Source organism: Bacillus sp. GW821-FHT11D08 (genome assembly GCF_058808515.1).
Genome location: NZ_JBXARS010000008.1, coordinates 227,664 through 244,345 on the forward strand (window position 1 = coordinate 227,664; position 16,682 = coordinate 244,345).

General features: G+C 48.8%; 16 protein-coding genes. 8 read left to right on the forward strand and 8 right to left on the reverse strand.

The window, feature by feature from the left end; genetic code table 11:
• Positions 1-18: 18 nt before the first annotated feature.
• The 3 genes from srfAC (at position 19) to AC1RRX_RS16425 (ending at position 6,038) form a co-directional block, all read left to right on the forward strand.
• Positions 19-3,855, forward strand: coding sequence for a surfactin non-ribosomal peptide synthetase SrfAC (srfAC, locus tag AC1RRX_RS16415; protein WP_144465020.1), 3,837 nt, complete (start codon positions 19-21; stop codon positions 3,853-3,855).
• 19 nt (positions 3,856-3,874) lie between these two features.
• Positions 3,875-4,606, forward strand: a complete 732-nt coding sequence (srfAD, locus tag AC1RRX_RS16420; protein WP_020953883.1) for a surfactin biosynthesis thioesterase SrfAD — start codon at positions 3,875-3,877, stop codon at positions 4,604-4,606.
• A gap of 121 nt (positions 4,607-4,727) precedes the next feature.
• Positions 4,728-6,038, forward strand: coding sequence for an aminotransferase class I/II-fold pyridoxal phosphate-dependent enzyme (locus AC1RRX_RS16425; RefSeq protein WP_039062591.1), 1,311 nt, complete (start codon positions 4,728-4,730; stop codon positions 6,036-6,038).
• A gap of 34 nt (positions 6,039-6,072) precedes the next feature.
• Here the strand turns inward: AC1RRX_RS16425 and AC1RRX_RS16430 are convergent, their stop codons facing one another.
• Positions 6,073-6,612: a YcxB family protein gene (locus AC1RRX_RS16430; protein WP_007410241.1), complete on the reverse strand. Its 540-nt coding sequence runs from the start codon at positions 6,610-6,612 to the stop codon at positions 6,073-6,075.
• A complete protein-coding gene (locus AC1RRX_RS16435) occupies positions 6,609-7,571 on the reverse strand; it encodes a DMT family transporter (protein WP_007410242.1) in 963 nt (320 codons plus the stop codon). The genes AC1RRX_RS16430 and AC1RRX_RS16435 overlap by 4 nt, the downstream gene beginning before the upstream one ends.
• Before the next feature lie 118 nt (positions 7,572-7,689).
• Here AC1RRX_RS16435 and AC1RRX_RS16440 point away from each other — a divergent pair, with 118 nt between their 5' ends.
• Positions 7,690-9,000 carry an aminotransferase-like domain-containing protein gene (locus tag AC1RRX_RS16440; RefSeq protein ID WP_007410243.1) on the forward strand — a complete coding sequence of 437 codons (1,311 nt, stop codon included), beginning with the start codon at positions 7,690-7,692 and terminating at the stop codon, positions 8,998-9,000.
• Here AC1RRX_RS16440 and AC1RRX_RS16445 read toward each other — a convergent pair.
• The 6 genes from AC1RRX_RS16445 to AC1RRX_RS16470 form a co-directional block, all read right to left on the reverse strand.
• Positions 8,995-9,669 (reverse strand): 4'-phosphopantetheinyl transferase family protein, encoded by a 675-nt coding sequence (locus AC1RRX_RS16445; RefSeq protein ID WP_020955309.1) that lies wholly within the window; start codon positions 9,667-9,669, stop codon positions 8,995-8,997. The two genes, AC1RRX_RS16440 and AC1RRX_RS16445, sit on opposite strands and share 6 nt — an antisense overlap.
• Positions 9,670-9,767: 98 nt before the next feature.
• Entirely contained in the window at positions 9,768-10,379 is a 612-nt protein-coding gene (locus tag AC1RRX_RS16450; RefSeq protein ID WP_007410245.1) for a YczE/YyaS/YitT family protein, read from the reverse strand.
• A 117-nt stretch (positions 10,380-10,496) separates the two neighbouring features.
• The gene (gene tcyC / locus AC1RRX_RS16455; RefSeq protein ID WP_007410246.1) at positions 10,497-11,240 is read right to left on the reverse strand and encodes a cystine ABC transporter ATP-binding protein TcyC; all 744 of its coding nucleotides are present in this window, start codon (positions 11,238-11,240) and stop codon (positions 10,497-10,499) included.
• A 12-nt stretch (positions 11,241-11,252) separates the two neighbouring features.
• Positions 11,253-11,957, reverse strand: coding sequence for an amino acid ABC transporter permease (locus tag AC1RRX_RS16460; protein WP_003156375.1), 705 nt, complete (start codon positions 11,955-11,957; stop codon positions 11,253-11,255).
• A complete protein-coding gene (gene tcyA, locus AC1RRX_RS16465; RefSeq protein WP_007410247.1) occupies positions 11,944-12,741 on the reverse strand; it encodes a cystine ABC transporter substrate-binding lipoprotein TcyA in 798 nt (265 codons plus the stop codon). The genes AC1RRX_RS16460 and tcyA overlap by 14 nt, the downstream gene beginning before the upstream one ends.
• Positions 12,742-12,869: 128 nt before the next feature.
• Positions 12,870-13,742 (reverse strand): LysR family transcriptional regulator, encoded by an 873-nt coding sequence (locus tag AC1RRX_RS16470; protein ID WP_144465019.1) that lies wholly within the window; start codon positions 13,740-13,742, stop codon positions 12,870-12,872.
• Positions 13,743-13,833: 91 nt separating this feature from the next.
• Between AC1RRX_RS16470 and AC1RRX_RS16475 the strand changes: the two genes are divergently transcribed.
• Genes AC1RRX_RS16475 through AC1RRX_RS16490 form a run of 4 tightly spaced genes read left to right on the forward strand, consistent with a single transcriptional unit; the run spans position 13,834 to position 16,578 of the window.
• Entirely contained in the window at positions 13,834-14,448 is a 615-nt protein-coding gene (locus AC1RRX_RS16475; RefSeq protein ID WP_094032062.1) for a non-oxidative hydroxyarylic acid decarboxylases subunit B, read from the forward strand.
• Positions 14,449-14,450: 2 nt separating this feature from the next.
• On the forward strand, positions 14,451-15,872 hold the full coding sequence (gene bsdC / locus AC1RRX_RS16480; RefSeq protein WP_144465018.1) for a phenolic acid decarboxylase BsdC: 1,422 nt from the start codon (positions 14,451-14,453) through the stop codon (positions 15,870-15,872).
• Positions 15,873-15,889: 17 nt separating this feature from the next.
• Positions 15,890-16,117 carry a non-oxidative hydroxyarylic acid decarboxylases subunit D gene (locus tag AC1RRX_RS16485; RefSeq protein WP_007410250.1) on the forward strand — a complete coding sequence of 76 codons (228 nt, stop codon included), beginning with the start codon at positions 15,890-15,892 and terminating at the stop codon, positions 16,115-16,117.
• Positions 16,117-16,578, forward strand: a complete 462-nt coding sequence (locus AC1RRX_RS16490) for a pyridoxamine 5'-phosphate oxidase family protein (RefSeq protein WP_144465017.1) — start codon at positions 16,117-16,119, stop codon at positions 16,576-16,578. Before AC1RRX_RS16485 ends, AC1RRX_RS16490 begins: the two co-directional genes overlap by 1 nt.
• Positions 16,579-16,682 lie beyond the last annotated feature (104 nt).

Sequence of the window (16,682 nt, forward strand, 5' to 3'; positions counted from 1 at the left end):
AAGGGGGGAGCGGAGCAGATGAGCCAATTCAGCAAAGATCAGGTTCAGGACATGTATTATTTGTCGCCGATGCAGGAGGGAATGCTGTTTCATACTCTCCTGAATCCCGGCCAAAGTTTTTACATCGAACAAATGACAATGAAAGTAAAAGGCAGCTTGAATATCAAATGCCTTGAAGAAAGCATGAATGTGATCATGGACCGGTACGATGTATTTCGTACCGTGTTCATTCACGAAAAAGTAAAAAGGCCGGTCCAAGTCGTATTGAAAAAACGTCAGTTTCAGATAGAAGAAATCGATCTGACACATGTAACGGACAGCGAGCAAACAGCCAAAATCAATGAATACAAAGAACAGGATAAGATCAAGGGCTTTGATTTGACGCGGGATATTCCGATGCGGGCAGCCATTTTCAAAAAATCGGAAGAAAGCTTTGAATGGGTGTGGAGCTACCACCACATCATTTTGGACGGCTGGTGCTTCGGCATCGTCGTGCAGGACCTGTTTAAGGTATACAATGCCCTGCGTGAACAAAAGCCGTACAGCCTGCCGCCGGTCAAACCGTATAAAGACTATATCAAGTGGCTTGAAAAGCAGGATAAACAAGCATCACTGCATTACTGGCGCGGGTACTTAGAAGATTTTGAAGGACAAACGACATTTGCGGAGCAAAGAAAGAAACAAAAGGACGGCTATGAGCCGAAAGAGCTGCTCTTCTCACTGCCGGAGGCGGAAACAAAAGCATTTACCGAGCTTGCAAAATCGCAGCATACCACTTTGAGTACGGCGCTTCAGGCGGTTTGGAGTGTATTAATCAGCCGATACCAGCAGTCCGGCGATTTGATCTTCGGCACAGTCGTTTCCGGGCGTCCCGCAGAAATCAAAGGCGTTGAACGTATGGTCGGGCTGTTTATCAATGCTGTCCCGAGGCGGGTGAGGCTGTCTGAGGATACCACATTTAACGGCTTGCTCAAGCAGCTGCAGGAACAATCGCTGCAGTCTGAGCCGCATCAATATGTGCCGCTCTATGATATCCAAAGCCAGGCCGATCAGCCAAAGCTGATTGACCACATCATTGTGTTTGAAAATTATCCGCTTCAGGATGCAAAAAATGAAGAAAACAGTGAAAACGGCTTTGATATGGAGGACGTCCATGTTTTTGAGAAATCGAATTATGATCTCAACCTGATGGCTTCTCCAGGTGATGAGATGCTGATTAAGCTTGCCTATAACGGGAATGTGTTTGATGAGGCGTTTATCCTGCGCTTAAAATCTCAGCTTCTCACAGCGATTCAGCAGCTCATCCAGAAGCCGGATCAGCCTGTCAATACGATCAGACTTGTTGATGAAAAGGAAAGAGAGCTTCTGCTTACCGGCTTAAACCCGCCGGCTCAGACTCATCAGGCGAAGCCTCTGACAGATTGGTTCAAGGAAGCGGTGAATGTAAATCCAGATGCACCGGCGCTTACGTATTCCGGCCAGACTCTTTCCTATCGTGAATTAGATGAGGAAGCGAACCGTCTTGCGCGCCGTTTGCAAAAGCAAGGTGCGGGTAAGGACACCGTTGTCGCGTTGTACACGAAGCGCTCGCTTGAGCTGGTGATCGGCATTCTCGGCGTATTAAAAGCGGGAGCGGCTTATCTGCCGGTTGATCCGAAGCTGCCGGAGGACCGAATCTCGTACATGCTGGCTGACAGTGCGGCAGCCTGTCTGCTGACACATCAGGAGATGAAAGAAAAAGCGGCTCAGCTGCCGTATACAGGAACAACACTCATCATCGATGATCGAGCACGGTTTGAGGAACAGGCAAGCGATCCTGCAGCCGCAATTGATCCCGATGATCCGGCGTATATTATGTATACGTCCGGCACAACCGGAAAGCCAAAGGGCAATATCACCACTCATGCCAATATTCAAGGATTGGTCAAGCATGTAGACTACATGGCATTTTCTGAACAAGATACGTTCTTATCTGTTTCCAATTACGCCTTTGACGCATTTACCTTTGATTTCTACGCATCAATACTGAATGCGGCACGGCTCATTATCGCAGATGAACATACACTGCTTGATACAGAACGGCTCACTGATCTGATCCGGCAGGAGAATGTCAATGTCATGTTTGCGACAACCGCACTTTTTAATCTTCTCACCGATGCGGGAGAGGAGTGGCTGAAGGGGCTTCGCTGTGTGTTATTCGGGGGTGAGCGCGCGTCAGTGCCTCACGTCAGAAAGGCGCTTGAGATCATGGGGCCTGGCAAGCTGATTAATTGCTACGGGCCGACTGAGGGAACGGTGTTTGCGACAGCTCACGTCGTGCACGACATACCGGATTCCATTTCCTCATTGCCGATCGGAAAGCCGATCAGCAATGCCAGTGTTTATATTCTTAACGGGCAAAATCAGCTTCAGCCGTTCGGAGCTGTCGGTGAACTGTGCATCAGCGGAATGGGTGTATCAAAAGGATATCTGAACCGTCATGACCTGACGAAGCAAACGTTTATCCCAAATCCGTTCAAGCCGGGAGAAACGCTTTACCGCACAGGGGATTTAGCACGCTGGCTGCCGGATGGAACAATTGAATACGCCGGGCGTATTGACGACCAGGTCAAAATACGCGGACACCGGATTGAGCTTGAAGAAATCGAAAAGCAGCTGCAGGAATACCCGGGTGTGAAAGATGCGGTCGTTGTTGCGGACCGCCATGAGTCTGGAGATGCATCAATCAACGCCTACCTCGTGAACCGGACGCCGCTTTCAGCTGAAGACGTAAAGAGGCACCTGAAAAAACAGCTTCCTGCTTACATGGTGCCGCAAACCTTTACTTTCTTAGAGGAGCTTCCGTTAACGACAAACGGGAAGGTCAATAAACGGCAGCTGCCGAAACCGGATCAGGCTCAGGCGGCGAAAGAATGGATCGGGCCTCGAAACGCGACGGAAGAAACGATTGCACACATCTGGTCCGAGATTCTCGGCAGACAGCAGATCGGGATTCATGATGATTTCTTCGCGCTCGGGGGCCATTCCTTAAAAGCGATGACGGCAGCGTCGCGCATTAAAAAAGAGCTCGGTACGGACATTCCGGTGCAGCTGTTATTCGAAGCGACGACAATCGCAGACATTGCCGGTTATCTGCTTCACGGTGAAGAAAAAGGAATGAAAGATCTCACCATCATGAATAAAAATCAGTCTGACACACTGTTTGCGTTCCCGCCGGTTCTCGGTTACGGGCTGATGTACCAGCCGCTGGCAAAACAGCTGTCCGGCTATAAAATCTGTGCGTTTGATTTTATCGAGGAAGACAACCGCATCGAACGCTACACAGAGCTGATCAATCAGCTCCAGCCGGAAGGACCGGTCAAGATGTTCGGATACTCGGCAGGATGCACGCTCGCCTTTGAAACGGCCAAACGCCTTGAAGCAGCGGGCCGTGAAGTGGAGCGGCTGATCATGGTTGATTCCTATAAAAAACAAGGCGTCAGCGACTTGGAAGGCCGCACCGTAGAAAGTGATGTCCAGGCACTGATGAAGGTAAACCGGGACAATGAAGCGCTGAATAATGAAGCCGTCAAAGAAGGGCTCGCCAAAAAAACAAACGCGTTTTATTCTTATTTCGTGCATACCGTCAGCACCGGCACGGTCAATGCGGATATAGATCTATTGACGTCAGAACCGGACTTTGCGATGCCGCCGTGGCTCGCTTCGTGGGAGGAAGCCACGACAGGTGAATACCGTGTGAAAAAAGGCTGCGGCACGCACGCAGAAATGCTTCAGGGAGAATGTCTCGAAAGGAATGCGGCATATTTGCTCGAATTCCTAAGGAAGGAACATCTGAAGCTGACAACTTCACGATAGAAAAGGAGGAAGCCCGCCAATGGTCCAGCTCTTTAAATCGTTCGATACCACGGAAAAAACGCAGCTTATCTGTTTTCCGTTCGCAGGAGGCTATTCCGCATCATTCCGCCCGCTCCACACCTATCTTCAAGGTGAGTGTGAGATGCTTGCCGCGGAACCGCCGGGACACGGAACAAATCAAATGTCCCCCGTTGAGGATTTTGAACAGCTTGTCAGTTTATACAAGCAGGAGTTGAATCTCCATCCTGACCGCCCGTTTGTGCTGTTCGGCCACAGTATGGGAGGCATGGTCGCTTTCAGGCTGGCGCAAAAGCTGGAGCGGGAGGGCATTTACCCGCAGGCCGTGATCATCTCAGCCATTCAGCCGCCGCATGTTGAAAGGAAAAAAGTGTCTCATCTTGATGATGAAAAATTTCTCGCCCATATTATCGAGCTTGGCGGAATGCCGCAGGAGTTAGTGGAGAATAAGGAGGTCATGTCATTTTTCCTGCCTTCTTTCAGATCCGACTACCGCGCGCTTGAAAGCTTCCGTCCGTCTGATTCTCACATCATTCAATCACCCGTCCATATATTTAACGGGCGGAAAGATAAAAAATGTATCAAAGATGCGGACGGATGGAAAAAATGGGCCGACAATCCCGTATTTCATGAGTTTTCGGACGGCCACATGTTCATATTAAGTGAAACTGAAAAAGTGGCGGAACGAATCTATGAGATTATTAACAGGAGCACTGCAGGCCAATTGTTATAGGATATGACAGACAGCATTCGCTGTCTGTTTTTTGTAACAAAATCCGCCCGCGAGTTTTCTCATTTATCAAAAATTTTATGTTATGATTTGATGGAATATAATTTTGAAGGGATTGTCGTACATGAATGATGCAGCAAAAGAGCTGAACAGAACATTATCTGAAGAAAACCCGCACGTGCTTCATATGCTTTCTGATTTGGGCAGAGAGTTGTTTTATCCGAAAGGGGTGCTGACACAATCGGCGGAAGCGAAAGCCAAGGCCGGAAAGTATAATGCCACGATCGGGATTGCCACCTCACAGGGCGAGTCCATGCACTTTTCCCATATTCAAGAGACACTGTCCGCCTATAACCCCGATGATATCTACGATTATGCTCCGCCGCAGGGAAAAGAGCCGCTCAGACAGGAATGGCTGAAAAAAATGCGTCTCGAAAATCCTTCATTAGCCGGCAAAGACATCAGCACGCCGATCGTGACAAACGCTTTAACACACGGGCTGAGCATCGCCGCCGACTTGTTCGTCAATGAAGGGGATACGCTGCTTCTGCCTGATAAATATTGGGGAAATTACAATTTCATTTTCGGTGTCCGGCGCAAGGCATCCATTGAGACCTACCCGCTTTTTCAGCAGGATGGGCGTTTTAATGCGGCGGGGCTGTCCGAGCTGCTGAAAAAGCAGGAAGAAAAGGCGATTGTCGTGCTGAATTTCCCGAATAATCCGACAGGCTACACGCCGGGAGAAGAGGAAGCGTCAGAAATCGTCAGCGTGATCCTGGAGGCGGCAGAAGCCGGCAAAGAGATTGTCGTGCTCGTAGACGATGCGTATTACAATCTGTTTTACGATGAAACGGCCATTCAGGAATCCATCTTCAGCAAACTCGCCCAAGTGCACGACCGGGTGCTTTGCGTGAAAATAGACGGCGCGACGAAGGAAAATTACGCGTGGGGCTTCCGCGTCGGTTTTATTACGTACAGCACAAAAAGCGAAAAAGCGCTGCGCGTGCTCGAGGAAAAAACAAAAGGGATTATCAGGGGAACGATTTCAAGCGCCCCGCACCCGTCCCAAACGTTTATGCTGCGGGCGATGCAGTCACCGGAATACGAGAAAGAAAAATCGCTGAAATATAACATCATGAAAAAACGGGCTGACAAAGTGAAAGCCGTTCTTGCAGAAAACAAGCACTATGATGACGTATGGACGCCTTACCCGTTTAACTCTGGTTATTTCATGTGTGTCCGGCTGAAAGACATAAACGCCGGCGAATTGAGAGTGTCGTTGCTTGAAAAGAGAGGAATCGGGACGATATCCATTAATGAAACCGATTTGCGAATCGCATTTTCATGTGTTGAAGAAGAACACATCGCGGATCTGTTCGAAGAAATTTATCAGGAAGCAAAGCAGCTGCAGAAACAGGCGGAAATATCAGGCTGACAAAAAAGGAGGGGGACACCCTCCTTTTTGTCTTTTATTCTGTTACATTTACTTTCCCATTCACATTTTCCCGGAGCATTTGCCTGAAAACGGCGATATCTTTTTGCGAATAGAAAAGTCGTTTCGGCAGCAGAAGTGTTCCGTAACCCGATGTTTGTAATCGAAACATATCTTTGTGCTCCCTAGCCGAGAGCAGTTCATCCCATTCAAAAAGAATGCTTGCGTTTTTTTGTTTTTGGCTGATTCCGAGCTGATGAATCGTAATACTTCTGGCAGATTTCAGCCGCTGATTCGTTTTGTATGTTCTGTAAAGACGGAAGAATGAGATTGCCGTTGCGATCACCGTGACTGCCAAAGAGAGAATCACAGCTGCAAGGAAATTCAGGAGAGCTCTGACGCCCCATGTGCCGCCTGTAACCGGGCCGTTCATTTCAAAACAGATGGCAGAAGCCAGCAGCATAATCAAAAAACAGACAGCCGCGGATTTTCCTTGATGATAAGCAAAGTGTTTTCTTACATCGGCAAATGTTAAGCAGCCCGCGAGATAGATATTTTCATTTCGTGTGTTGATCATATTCCGTCTTCGTTTCCTTTCATTTTTTCCCTATGTCGTAATATGTTTTTTTTCCGCCGTCCTGAAGCATTGCTTCCCAAGACTCCGATGACGATACAGACGGCGCCGGCGATATGATACCAGCGGAGTGACTCATGGAGAACGAGGACACCCGCAAGCATCGTCACGAGGACGGAAAAATTGTTAAAGGCGCTCATCTTAAACGCTTCAATCTTGGACAGCGCGTAGTTTGACATCAATGATGTAATGAGAGAAGACAAAATGCCTAAATACAGAATCGCTGCGATAAAACCGGGATCGCGGAAGGGCAGAAAATACTGCCCGATCGTTCCTTCCGCTCCGTGCCGGAAGAGAGCGATGCAGTTGAAGGAAGCAAAGCCGATCGCAGACATGCACCAGGTCAGCTCACCCAATGAAAAACGCTGGGTCATGCGTCTCGCTGCCGTATTGTAAAGGGCGGAGGACAGCGCGGACAACAGGATCAGGAAAGCACCTTTAAAACTCGCCGATTCCGCGGACACCCCTTTCATTGTGAAAATAAATACCACCCCGGCCACTGACAGGCATGTGAATCCCTTTTGCGCCCATGTCGGACGTTCCTTTAAAAAGTAAGACGAAAACAGCATCGTAAAAATCGGGATGGCGGCTTGAATGATACCGGCTTCCGATGATGAAGAATACAAAAGGCCGAACGCCTGAAAACTGAAAAACAAAGCCGGATATAAAAGGGCCAAAGGCAAGATCGCCAGCACATTCTTCCAGCTGACGGACAGTTTGATCCAGCCGAATAAAACAGGAAGCATTGCACAGATGAAGGCCGCTGTGAACCGATGAGCCAATATATCAAACGGATTGGCGGATTGAAGCGCAATCTTGACAAATATAAAGGAAAAACCGATAATCAGCGCATTTAAAATGGCAGCGAGGTAAGCAGCAGCCAAACGGTTTTGATTAATCATCTTTACGAACTCCTTTAATGAGATCGAGCGCCGGCCGCTCCCTTTTATTGTATGGGAAGGGAAGAAGCAGTACAATGAGAATAATGATAAACTGTACCGGTACAGATGGAGGTTCAGCATGGAAAAGTATATGAACGTGATGATAGAAGTGGAGAGTCTCATTGAAGGCGGCACTTTTCAGGAAGGGGCGCGGCTGCCTTCTATCAGGCAGCTGGCCGAGCGTTTTCACGTCAGTAAAAGCACCGTCATCCGTGCGCTTCAGGAGCTTGAAAAACGGCACATTATTTATGCCGTGCCGAAAAGCGGCTACTATCTTATTAAAAATGAAAAAAAGCAGGAGCGAGAACAAACAGGTATCATTGATTTTGCAGCCTCGGCGCCGGACCCTGATATTTTTCCGTACCGCGACTTTCAGCATTGCATCAACAAAGCCATTGATATGTATAAAAATGATTTGTTCATTTACGGCACGCCGCAGGGGCTTCCGTCTTTAATCCGGGTGCTTCAGACGCTGTTATCCGATTATCAGGTATTTGCAAAAGAGCGGAACATTTTTATCACCTCGGGTGTGCAGCAGGCGTTATCCCTGCTGTCTCTGATGCCGTTTCCGAACGGAAAAAAGAAGATTTTAATCGAACAGCCGGGCTATCATCTGATGGTGGAGCAGCTTGAAGCGCTGCGCCTTCCCGCCTGCGGCATTAAACGGACGGCTGAGGGGCTTGATATGGCGGAAGTCGAGCGGCTGTTTCAGACGGAGGAAATTAAGTTTTTTTACACGATGCCCCGATTTCATAATCCGCTCGGCAGCTCTCTGACAGAATGGCAAAAACGAGAGCTTGTCCGATTAGCGGAGGCGTATGACGTTTATTTGGTTGAGGATGATTTCCTAGGAGATTTAGAGGACAATCAGAAGGCAGACCCGCTGTACGCCTACGATCTGTCTTCCCGCGTGATTTATTTGAAAAGCTTTTCGAAAATGATTTTTCCGGGGCTGCGTGTTGGAGCGGCTGTGCTCCCGGATTCGCTGGCCCCGGTTTTCCATACGTATAAAAAGCTGAGCGATATCGACTGTTCGATGATATCCCAAGCGGCCCTTGAAGTGTATATCAAAAGCGGCATGTTCAAAAGGCATAAAGAAAAAATCCGGGCCTCTTACAGAGCACGTTCCGAGCTGCTCCAAAACGCGCTGCAGGAGTACGGCGGTTTTTCTGTAAAGCAAACGTCGATCCATACCCATCTCGTGCTGGAGAAAAGCCTTTCCGCTTCAAGAGTTGTGCAGCGTCTGAAAGCGCAAGGCGTGCTGGTGGAGCCGATTGAGAGCCATTACCTATCGGATTTTCCGAAAGAAAATATCATCAAACTCAACGTATCCAACGTCAAGACAGGGGATATCACGCGAGGCATCAAAATGCTGACGGATTGCTTATAACAGCTCTTCATACGTTTTCATCTCAATCCCGTCACAAAAATCGGGATGCGCCGCACAAACGGCCAGCTTATACTCCTCGTCCGCATCATATGTGCGGATGAAACAAGGTTCATGTCCGTCCGGGAGCTCAATGGACACATGGCCGTCGTCTTTAAGGCGGACGCTGAATGAATCAAGCGGCAGGGAAAGCCCTTTTCCGGCCTGTTTGATAAAGCTTTCTTTCATCGACCACAGATGGTAAAAATAATCGGTCTGCTGATCGGGGTGTTTCGCTTGCAGATCACTGTATTCCGTCGGCGAAAAAAACCGTTTGGCGATATCAATCGTGCCGGGCTTCATTTTTTCAATATCAATGCCGATCGGTTTTGAATCAACGGCGCACACGATCCAGCGCCCGGAGTGGGAAATGTTAAAGTGCATGTCCGGAAGCGCGGGGATGTACGGCTTTCCGTATTCCTGGACGCCGAATGAAATCCCGGCCGGATCAAGTCCGTAAGCCTTCGCCGCAGCGGTGCGGATCAGCATGTCGCCGATCAAGGTGCGGTGAGCATCCTCCTTATGGTAAAAGCGCCGGCATTTTTCCCGCTTTTCGGCGGACACGGCCGCCATCATCCGATCCTCTTCCCCTGCAGAAAGCGGGCGGTCCATATATACTCCGTAAATCTTCATGTCCAGATCCTCCGTCTGAAAATATTGTCAAAACCATCCTATCATATTAGACGAAAGCTGTCCGAAAATAAAAAAACAAAACCGTTTCGGCTTTGTTTTTAATGAACGGACGTTGCCCGCCCGGAGATCGCGTATGTTAACAGTTTAGAGGACTGCGGCAAAGAAAAACGCAGAATCAGCCCCGTCAAAACAGCCGTAATAATGGTTCCGGCACCGATAGGTCCGCCCATCATCCAGGCTGCAGCAAGAATCGTCAGCTCAATGCCGTTCCGCACCCATTGCACGTTCCAGCCTGTTTTTTCAGATATCAGCATCATCAGAGAGTCCCGGGGGCCCGCGCCGAGCCCTGCTGATACGTAAATACCGACGCCGCAGCCGATCAGCAGCAATCCGATAGAAAAAAACACGGCCGCTAAGGAAAAAGCGTGCGTCTCAGGAAGCAGAAACGAAAAGAAATCAATAAACATTCCCATCAGCACCATGTTTAAGATAGCGCCGATTTTCGGGAGTGTCCTCGTGAACAGGCAGGTTAAAGCCACGATGACCGCGCCGACCACGATGGACCATTGGCCGACAGAAAGTCCGAAATGCTGAAAAAGCCCATAATGAAAGGCATCCCAAGGGCTGATGCCGAGAGCTTTTCCTTTAATGGTTAACGATACCCCGAAAGACAAAATCAACAGACCGGCAAAATAAAACGTCCAGCGCATCAAGAATTCCCGCTTCAAAGAGGTCCCTTCTTTCATAAAATTTCATTAATTGTCATTGTAGCATAACCGCCAAAAAAAAGAAGAAGCGAAATCAGTGTTTCGCTTCTTCTCCCGCTCCTACAAAGGATTCAGTATACGATTTAAAAACCGCTGCGTGCGTTCTTCTTTCGGCGCGGAGAAAATTTGCTCCGGCGGTCCTTGTTCCACAATGACGCCGCCGTCAATGAAGATGACTTCATCGGCCACTTCCTGCGCGAATTTGATTTCATGGGTGACGACGACCATCGTCCAGCCTTCGTTCGCCAGATCCTTAATCACTTTGAGCACCTCGCCGACCAGCTCCGGATCAAGCGCTGACGTCGGTTCGTCAAACAGCATCAGCTCGGGCTGAATCGCAAGCGCGCGGGCGATGCCGACACGCTGCTGCTGACCGCCGGAAAGCTGGAACGGATATAAATCCATTTTGTCTTTCAGTCCGACTTTTTCCAGAAGCTCCATCGCTTCTTTTCTGACTTGCTCCTTGTCGCGCTTTTGCACTTGAACGGGTCCTTCCATGACGTTTTCAAGCGCCGTGCGGTGAGGAAACAGATGATACGCCTGAAAGACCATGCCTGATTTGCGGCGGAGGCGAAGAATATCAGCCTGCTTCACTTTTTTGGAGAAATCTATTGAAAAATCGGAGAATGCCAGCTCGCCGCGATTGGGGATCTCAAGCGCGTTCAGACAGCGCAGAAGCGTCGTTTTTCCTGAACCGGACGGTCCCAGAATGGCGATGACTTTCCCTTTTTCTATCTCCATATCTATCTTTTTTAAAATTTCATTCTGCCCGAATGATTTATTTAATCCTTTGACGGAAAGCATATCGAAACCTCCTTATTTGGCCACATAACGGTCGAGACGCCGTTCGATCACGTGCTGTACGATTGACAGCAAGAAGCAGATGATCCAATAAATAAAGGCGGCTTCAATATAGATGACCAAGATTTGATCAAGGTTTTGCGCGCCGATTTCCTGCGCTTTTCTGAACAGCTCCGCGACGAGAATCTGTGACGCGAGAGATGTATCCTTGATCAGGCTGATAAATGTATTTGATAATGGCGGAATGGACACGCGAAACGCCTGCGGCAGGATCACGCGGAACAATGTCTTGCGATAGGTCATGCCGATCGTATAACCGGCTTCCCATTGCCCTTTCGGCACGGATGAAATAGATGCCCGGATGATTTCAGAAGCGTAGGCGCCCACGTTTAATGAAAACGCGATGACTGCGCTTGGGAAAGGGTCCAGCGTAATATTAAATGTCGGGAACAGATAAAAAATGATGAACAATTGAACGAGAAGAGGAGTGCCGCGCACCGCTGATACGTATACGCTGAACACCCATCTCAATGGTTTCATATTTGACATTCTGGCGAGCGCCGTAATCAGCGCGATGATCATTCCGAAAATAAAGGAAAGAATGGTAAGGGGAATCGAGTAATAGATTCCCCCGGAAAGAATCGGCCAGAATGACTGCTGCACCAGATCCCAAGGAATGGCTGTTGCAATCACGGGTTCCGGCATGTTACTTAGAAACATCTTCGCCGAACCATTTTTTCGCTATTTTAGAAAGAGTCCCGTCCTCTTTCATTTCTTTTAACGCTTTGTTGACGTGAGTCACAAGTTCGCCGCTTCCTTTTCGGAATGCGAAATACGTCTGCTGCGGCTGGCCTGCTTCAAACGCGATTTTCACGTTTTTATTGCCGGACGTTTTTAAGTAGTTCAGTACGGCAAGCTTATCGTTGTAAGTCAGATCAGCGCGGCCCTGCTGAATGAGCTGAAGGGATTGCGCCATGCCTTCAACGCCTTCAATTTTCGCGCCGGCTTCTTTCGCTAATTTATTGTAATTGCTTGTTAATGACTGAGCCGCTGTTTTTCCTTTGACATCAGTCTCTTTCGCAATCGTGCTGTCTTTTTTGGTCACGACGACTGCATTTGACGTTGTGTATTTATCAGAAAAATCATATTGGTTCTCACGGCCTGTTTTGCCGACTTGGTTGGCAACGACGTCAAACCGTTTCGCGTTTAATCCGGCAAACATGCTGTCCCATTGTGTTTCTTTGAAGTCAGCTTTCAGACCGAGGCGTTTCGCGACTTCCTGAATCACTTCAACATCATACCCGGTCAGTTTGTCACTCTTTTTATCATGGAAGGTAAACGGTTCGTACGTTCCTTCTGTGCCGACGGTCAGTACGCCTTTTTTCTTGACAGAAGCCCAAAGATCGCCGTCTTTTGACTTAGATCCGCTGTCCTGTGAGTTTCCGCAGGCTGCAAGCATTGCGATGCTGACCATCATGAACAAAGCGAGTATTGCTTTTTTCATCTTCTTTATTCCCCACTTTTCTGAGTAGTTTTATTGAGAAAAAATAGCTCCCAATTGTAAAGGATAACTTTTTTTTAGTATGAGTCAAGTAATTGGTTTTCATAAGCGGGAATTCTTCGTGTTCCGGATCAAAATAATTCCAAAAACTGTCTGACCGGCTTCGGCAGATAGCTGTCTTTTCTCCAGATGACGGCCGGTGTCATGACAAACGGGTTGTCTTCGATGATAACCGTTTTGACATGCGAGCGCATATGGACGGGAATCATCGTCAAAGGCAGAATTGTGGCGCCGAATCCTGATGATACGAGGCTCAAGAGCGTCGCGGAGTCATGGCATTCACAGACAACCTGAAGGTCGAGACCGTACTGTTCACAAACATGGAGGAGTTGGTCATACACACCTCTTCCATTGACTGTGCGCAAAAGGATCAAAGGCAAAGAGGCGATGTCATTCAGTTTAATCGTTTCACCGCACAGTCGTTTTGAATGCTCGGACAGCACCAATACACACGGAATGTCTTCAAGCTCCTTCGATTCAATGCCGTCGTTTTTAATCAAGGTGGTGGTGACGGCGGCGTCAATCTGCCGGGTTTCCAGAAGCTCGAGCAGTGAGACAGGCTCATCTTCCCAAATGTTAAAGGTAAGATGCGGAAACCGCTCTTTCATCTGTGACACTTTCTCAAGCATGAGCGCGGCGCAGTAAATGGTTGACCCGACGGCAAGTGTCCCGGCCACCGCCTCCTTCAGCTCTTGTACCTCGATAATGGCATCCTCAAACTTATGAAGAATCTCTTTCGCTCTTTTCAAAAAGACATTTCCTTCATATGTAAGGGTCATGTGTTTCTTTTTATTGCGGTCAAACAGAATGACGCCCAATTCTTCTTCGAGCTGTTTCAGCTGTCTGCTTAAAGGCGGCTGTGCCATATGAAGCTTTTTGGCGGCCGTCGTGATTTTCTGCTCTTGGGCAATGGTGATGAAATAACGCAATTGCCGGATATCCATGAGAACGCGCTCCTTTCTTTTATACCTTTAAGGTATGATACATAGATTTAACGAATATTTTTCATATGGATATATCAGGAGTATGATGGTTTTGACACCACATTTCAAGCGTAAAGGAGGGGTCGATATGAAGCTCGTCATCGGAATGACCGGGGCAACGGGAGCCATATTTGGGATCAGGCTTTTAGAATATTTAAAAGCCGCGGAGATCGAAACCCATCTTGTCGTGTCTCCTTGGGCAAATGTCACCATTACACATGAAACCGATTATACGTTAAAAGATGTCGAGAAACTCGCATCCTATACGTATTCTCACAAAGACCAAGCCGCGGCGATTTCAAGCGGCTCGTTTGAAACGGACGGGATGATCATCGCTCCGTGCAGCATGAAATCACTGGCAAGCATCCGCACCGGAATGGCTGATAATCTGCTGACAAGGGCGGCTGACGTCATCTTGAAGGAGCGGAAAAAACTTGTGCTGCTGACAAGAGAAACGCCGCTCAGCCAAATTCATTTAGAAAATATGCTAGCGCTTACAAAAATGGGTTCCGTCATTCTTCCGCCGATGCCGGCATTTTATAACAAGCCGGCTGACATGGATGAATTGATCGACCATATTGTGTTCCGGACGCTCGATCAGTTCGGCATCCGTCTGCCGGAAGCGAAACGGTGGTACGGAATTGAAAAACAAAAAGGAGGAATCTGATAATGGCCTATCAGGATTTTAGGGAATTTCTCGCCGCTCTTGAAAAAGAAGGGCAGCTCTTAACAGTCAACGAAGAGGTAAAACCGGAGCCGGATCTGGGCGCCGCTGCGCGTGCAGCCAGCAATCTCGGGGATAAAACCCCTGCGCTTTTGTTTAACAATATTTACGGACATCACCATGCGCAGGTGGCTCTGAATGTCATCGGCTCGTGGCCGAATCACGCAATGATGCTCGGCATGCCGAAAGATACGCCTGTTAAAGAACAATTCTTTGAGTTCGCCAAACGGTACGATGCATTTCCGATGCCGGTCAAACGGGAAGAAACCGCGCCGTTTCATGAAAATGAAATAACGGAAGATATCAATCTATTTGACATCCTTCCGCTATTCAGAATCAACCAGGGGGACGGCGGCTACTATTTGGATAAAGCGTGTGTCATTTCCCGCGATCTTGAAGATCCGGACAATTTCGGCAAGCAGAATGTCGGCATTTACAGAATGCAGGTAAAGGGAAAAGACCGCCTCGGCATTCAACCCGTGCCTCAGCATGATATTGCGATTCATCTTCGCCAAGCTGAAGAACGCGGCGTGAATCTTCCCGTTACGATCGCGCTCGGCTGTGAGCCGGTGATTACGACAGCTGCGTCAACTCCGCTGTTATACGATCAATCCGAGTATGAAATGGCCGGCGCGATTCAAGGGGAGCCCTACAGAATCGTCAAATCTAAACTGTCTGATTTAGACATCCCTTGGGGCGCTGAAGTCGTTCTGGAAGGAGAGATCCTTGCGGGAGAACGGGAATACGAAGGACCTTTCGGTGAGTTCACGGGCCATTATTCAGGCGGCCGCAGCATGCCGGTGATCAAAATCAAACGGGTATATCATAGAAACAATCCGATTTTTGAACATTTATACTTAGGCATGCCGTGGACGGAGTGCGATTATATGATCGGCATTAATACGTGCGTGCCGCTTTACCAGCAGCTCAAGGAAGCTTATCCGAACGAAATTGTCGCCGTGAATGCGATGTATACGCACGGCCTGATCGCCATCATTTCAACGAAAACGCGCTACGGCGGATTTGCCAAGGCGGTCGGCATGCGCGCCCTGACCACGCCGCACGGACTCGGCTACTGCAAAATGGTCATTGTCGTGGATGAGGATGTCGATCCGTTTAACCTGCCGCAAGTCATGTGGGCGCTCTCAACGAAAATGCATCCGAAACACGATGCAGTCATCATTCCTGACCTGTCCGTCCTTCCGCTTGACCCGGGGTCTGATCCGGCAGGGATGACACACAAAATGATTCTTGACGCCACGACGCCCGCCGCGCCGGAAACAAGAGGCCATTATTCGCAGCCGCTTGATTCTCCGCTGACAACGAAAGAATGGGAACAAAAACTGATGGACTTAATGAATCAATAAGAAAGGATGAGGTTGCAATGAAAACATGCCCGCGCTGTGAATCGAAAAAAGGAGAAACCGTCAGCCAATCGCCGGTCAAAGGCGCTTGGGAAATTTACCAATGCCAAACCTGCTTTTTCACATGGAGATCCTGTGAACCGGAAAGCATCACGAATCCGGCGGCATTCAACCCGGCATTTAAAATCGATCCGAAAGAAACGGAGACGGCCGCACATGTTCCCGCTGTTCCGGAAAGAAAAGCGTAATGCTGACGGAGCACTTGCCGGAGGCGCTTTACACACTTTTAGACGGGACGGAGCTTGAAAAAAAGCAGCACGACGTATTTGTGCTCCAATCCGTGACAAAAGAAGGCCGTCCGCACGCGGCCATGATCAGCGCCGGTGAAATCGTGGCCGTGAGCAGAACAAATCTCCGGCTCGCCTTATGGAAAAACACGACGACCGTAAGAAGCCTTCTGCATTCGGGACAAGCTCTTTTCATCGCCTGGCACGGAGGAGCCGCATATTACGTCACATTGGAATGTGAGGCGCTTCCGCCGCTGAAAGAGGCGAAACACGAGCGGGAACGGTTCAGCTGCCGGGTGATCACCGTCAAGGAAGATCGGGCGAAATACGCGGATCTGACATCCGGACCGGCCATCCAGCTCCACGAACCGGAAGATGTCTTGAAGAGATGGAGAGAAACACTTGAGGAGTTAAAACAATAGACGCATCAAAAAAGCCTGCGGACGATTGGGACTGCCCCCCGTTTTTGAGACAGGGGTCAAAACACCTTTTAAACAGCCAATTGCCGATAGTTTATCGGTGATTG

What these genes read in the sequence shown, in the direction of transcription:
- tcyA (WP_007410247.1), bottom strand. Translation starts at nt 12,741, where the DNA reads ATGAAAAAAGCAATACTCGCTTTGTTCATGATGGTCAGCATCGCAATG.
- bsdC (WP_144465018.1), top strand. Translation starts at nt 14,451, where the DNA reads ATGGCCTATCAGGATTTTAGGGAATTTCTCGCCGCTCTTGAAAAAGAA.
- AC1RRX_RS16425 (WP_039062591.1), top strand. Translation starts at nt 4,728, where the DNA reads ATGAATGATGCAGCAAAAGAGCTGAACAGAACATTATCTGAAGAAAAC.
- AC1RRX_RS16460 (WP_003156375.1), bottom strand. Translation starts at nt 11,957, where the DNA reads ATGTTTCTAAGTAACATGCCGGAACCCGTGATTGCAACAGCCATTCCT.
- AC1RRX_RS16485 (WP_007410250.1), top strand. Translation starts at nt 15,890, where the DNA reads ATGAAAACATGCCCGCGCTGTGAATCGAAAAAAGGAGAAACCGTCAGC.
- srfAC (WP_144465020.1), top strand. Translation starts at nt 19, where the DNA reads ATGAGCCAATTCAGCAAAGATCAGGTTCAGGACATGTATTATTTGTCG.
- AC1RRX_RS16450 (WP_007410245.1), bottom strand. Translation starts at nt 10,379, where the DNA reads ATGCGCTGGACGTTTTATTTTGCCGGTCTGTTGATTTTGTCTTTCGGG.
- AC1RRX_RS16435 (WP_007410242.1), bottom strand. Translation starts at nt 7,571, where the DNA reads ATGATTAATCAAAACCGTTTGGCTGCTGCTTACCTCGCTGCCATTTTA.
- AC1RRX_RS16490 (WP_144465017.1), top strand. Translation starts at nt 16,117, where the DNA reads ATGCTGACGGAGCACTTGCCGGAGGCGCTTTACACACTTTTAGACGGG.
- srfAD (WP_020953883.1), top strand. Translation starts at nt 3,875, where the DNA reads ATGGTCCAGCTCTTTAAATCGTTCGATACCACGGAAAAAACGCAGCTT.
- AC1RRX_RS16445 (WP_020955309.1), bottom strand. Translation starts at nt 9,669, where the DNA reads ATGAAGATTTACGGAGTATATATGGACCGCCCGCTTTCTGCAGGGGAA.
- AC1RRX_RS16470 (WP_144465019.1), bottom strand. Translation starts at nt 13,742, where the DNA reads ATGGATATCCGGCAATTGCGTTATTTCATCACCATTGCCCAAGAGCAG.
- AC1RRX_RS16440 (WP_007410243.1), top strand. Translation starts at nt 7,690, where the DNA reads ATGGAAAAGTATATGAACGTGATGATAGAAGTGGAGAGTCTCATTGAA.
- AC1RRX_RS16430 (WP_007410241.1), bottom strand. Translation starts at nt 6,612, where the DNA reads ATGATCAACACACGAAATGAAAATATCTATCTCGCGGGCTGCTTAACA.
- tcyC (WP_007410246.1), bottom strand. Translation starts at nt 11,240, where the DNA reads ATGCTTTCCGTCAAAGGATTAAATAAATCATTCGGGCAGAATGAAATT.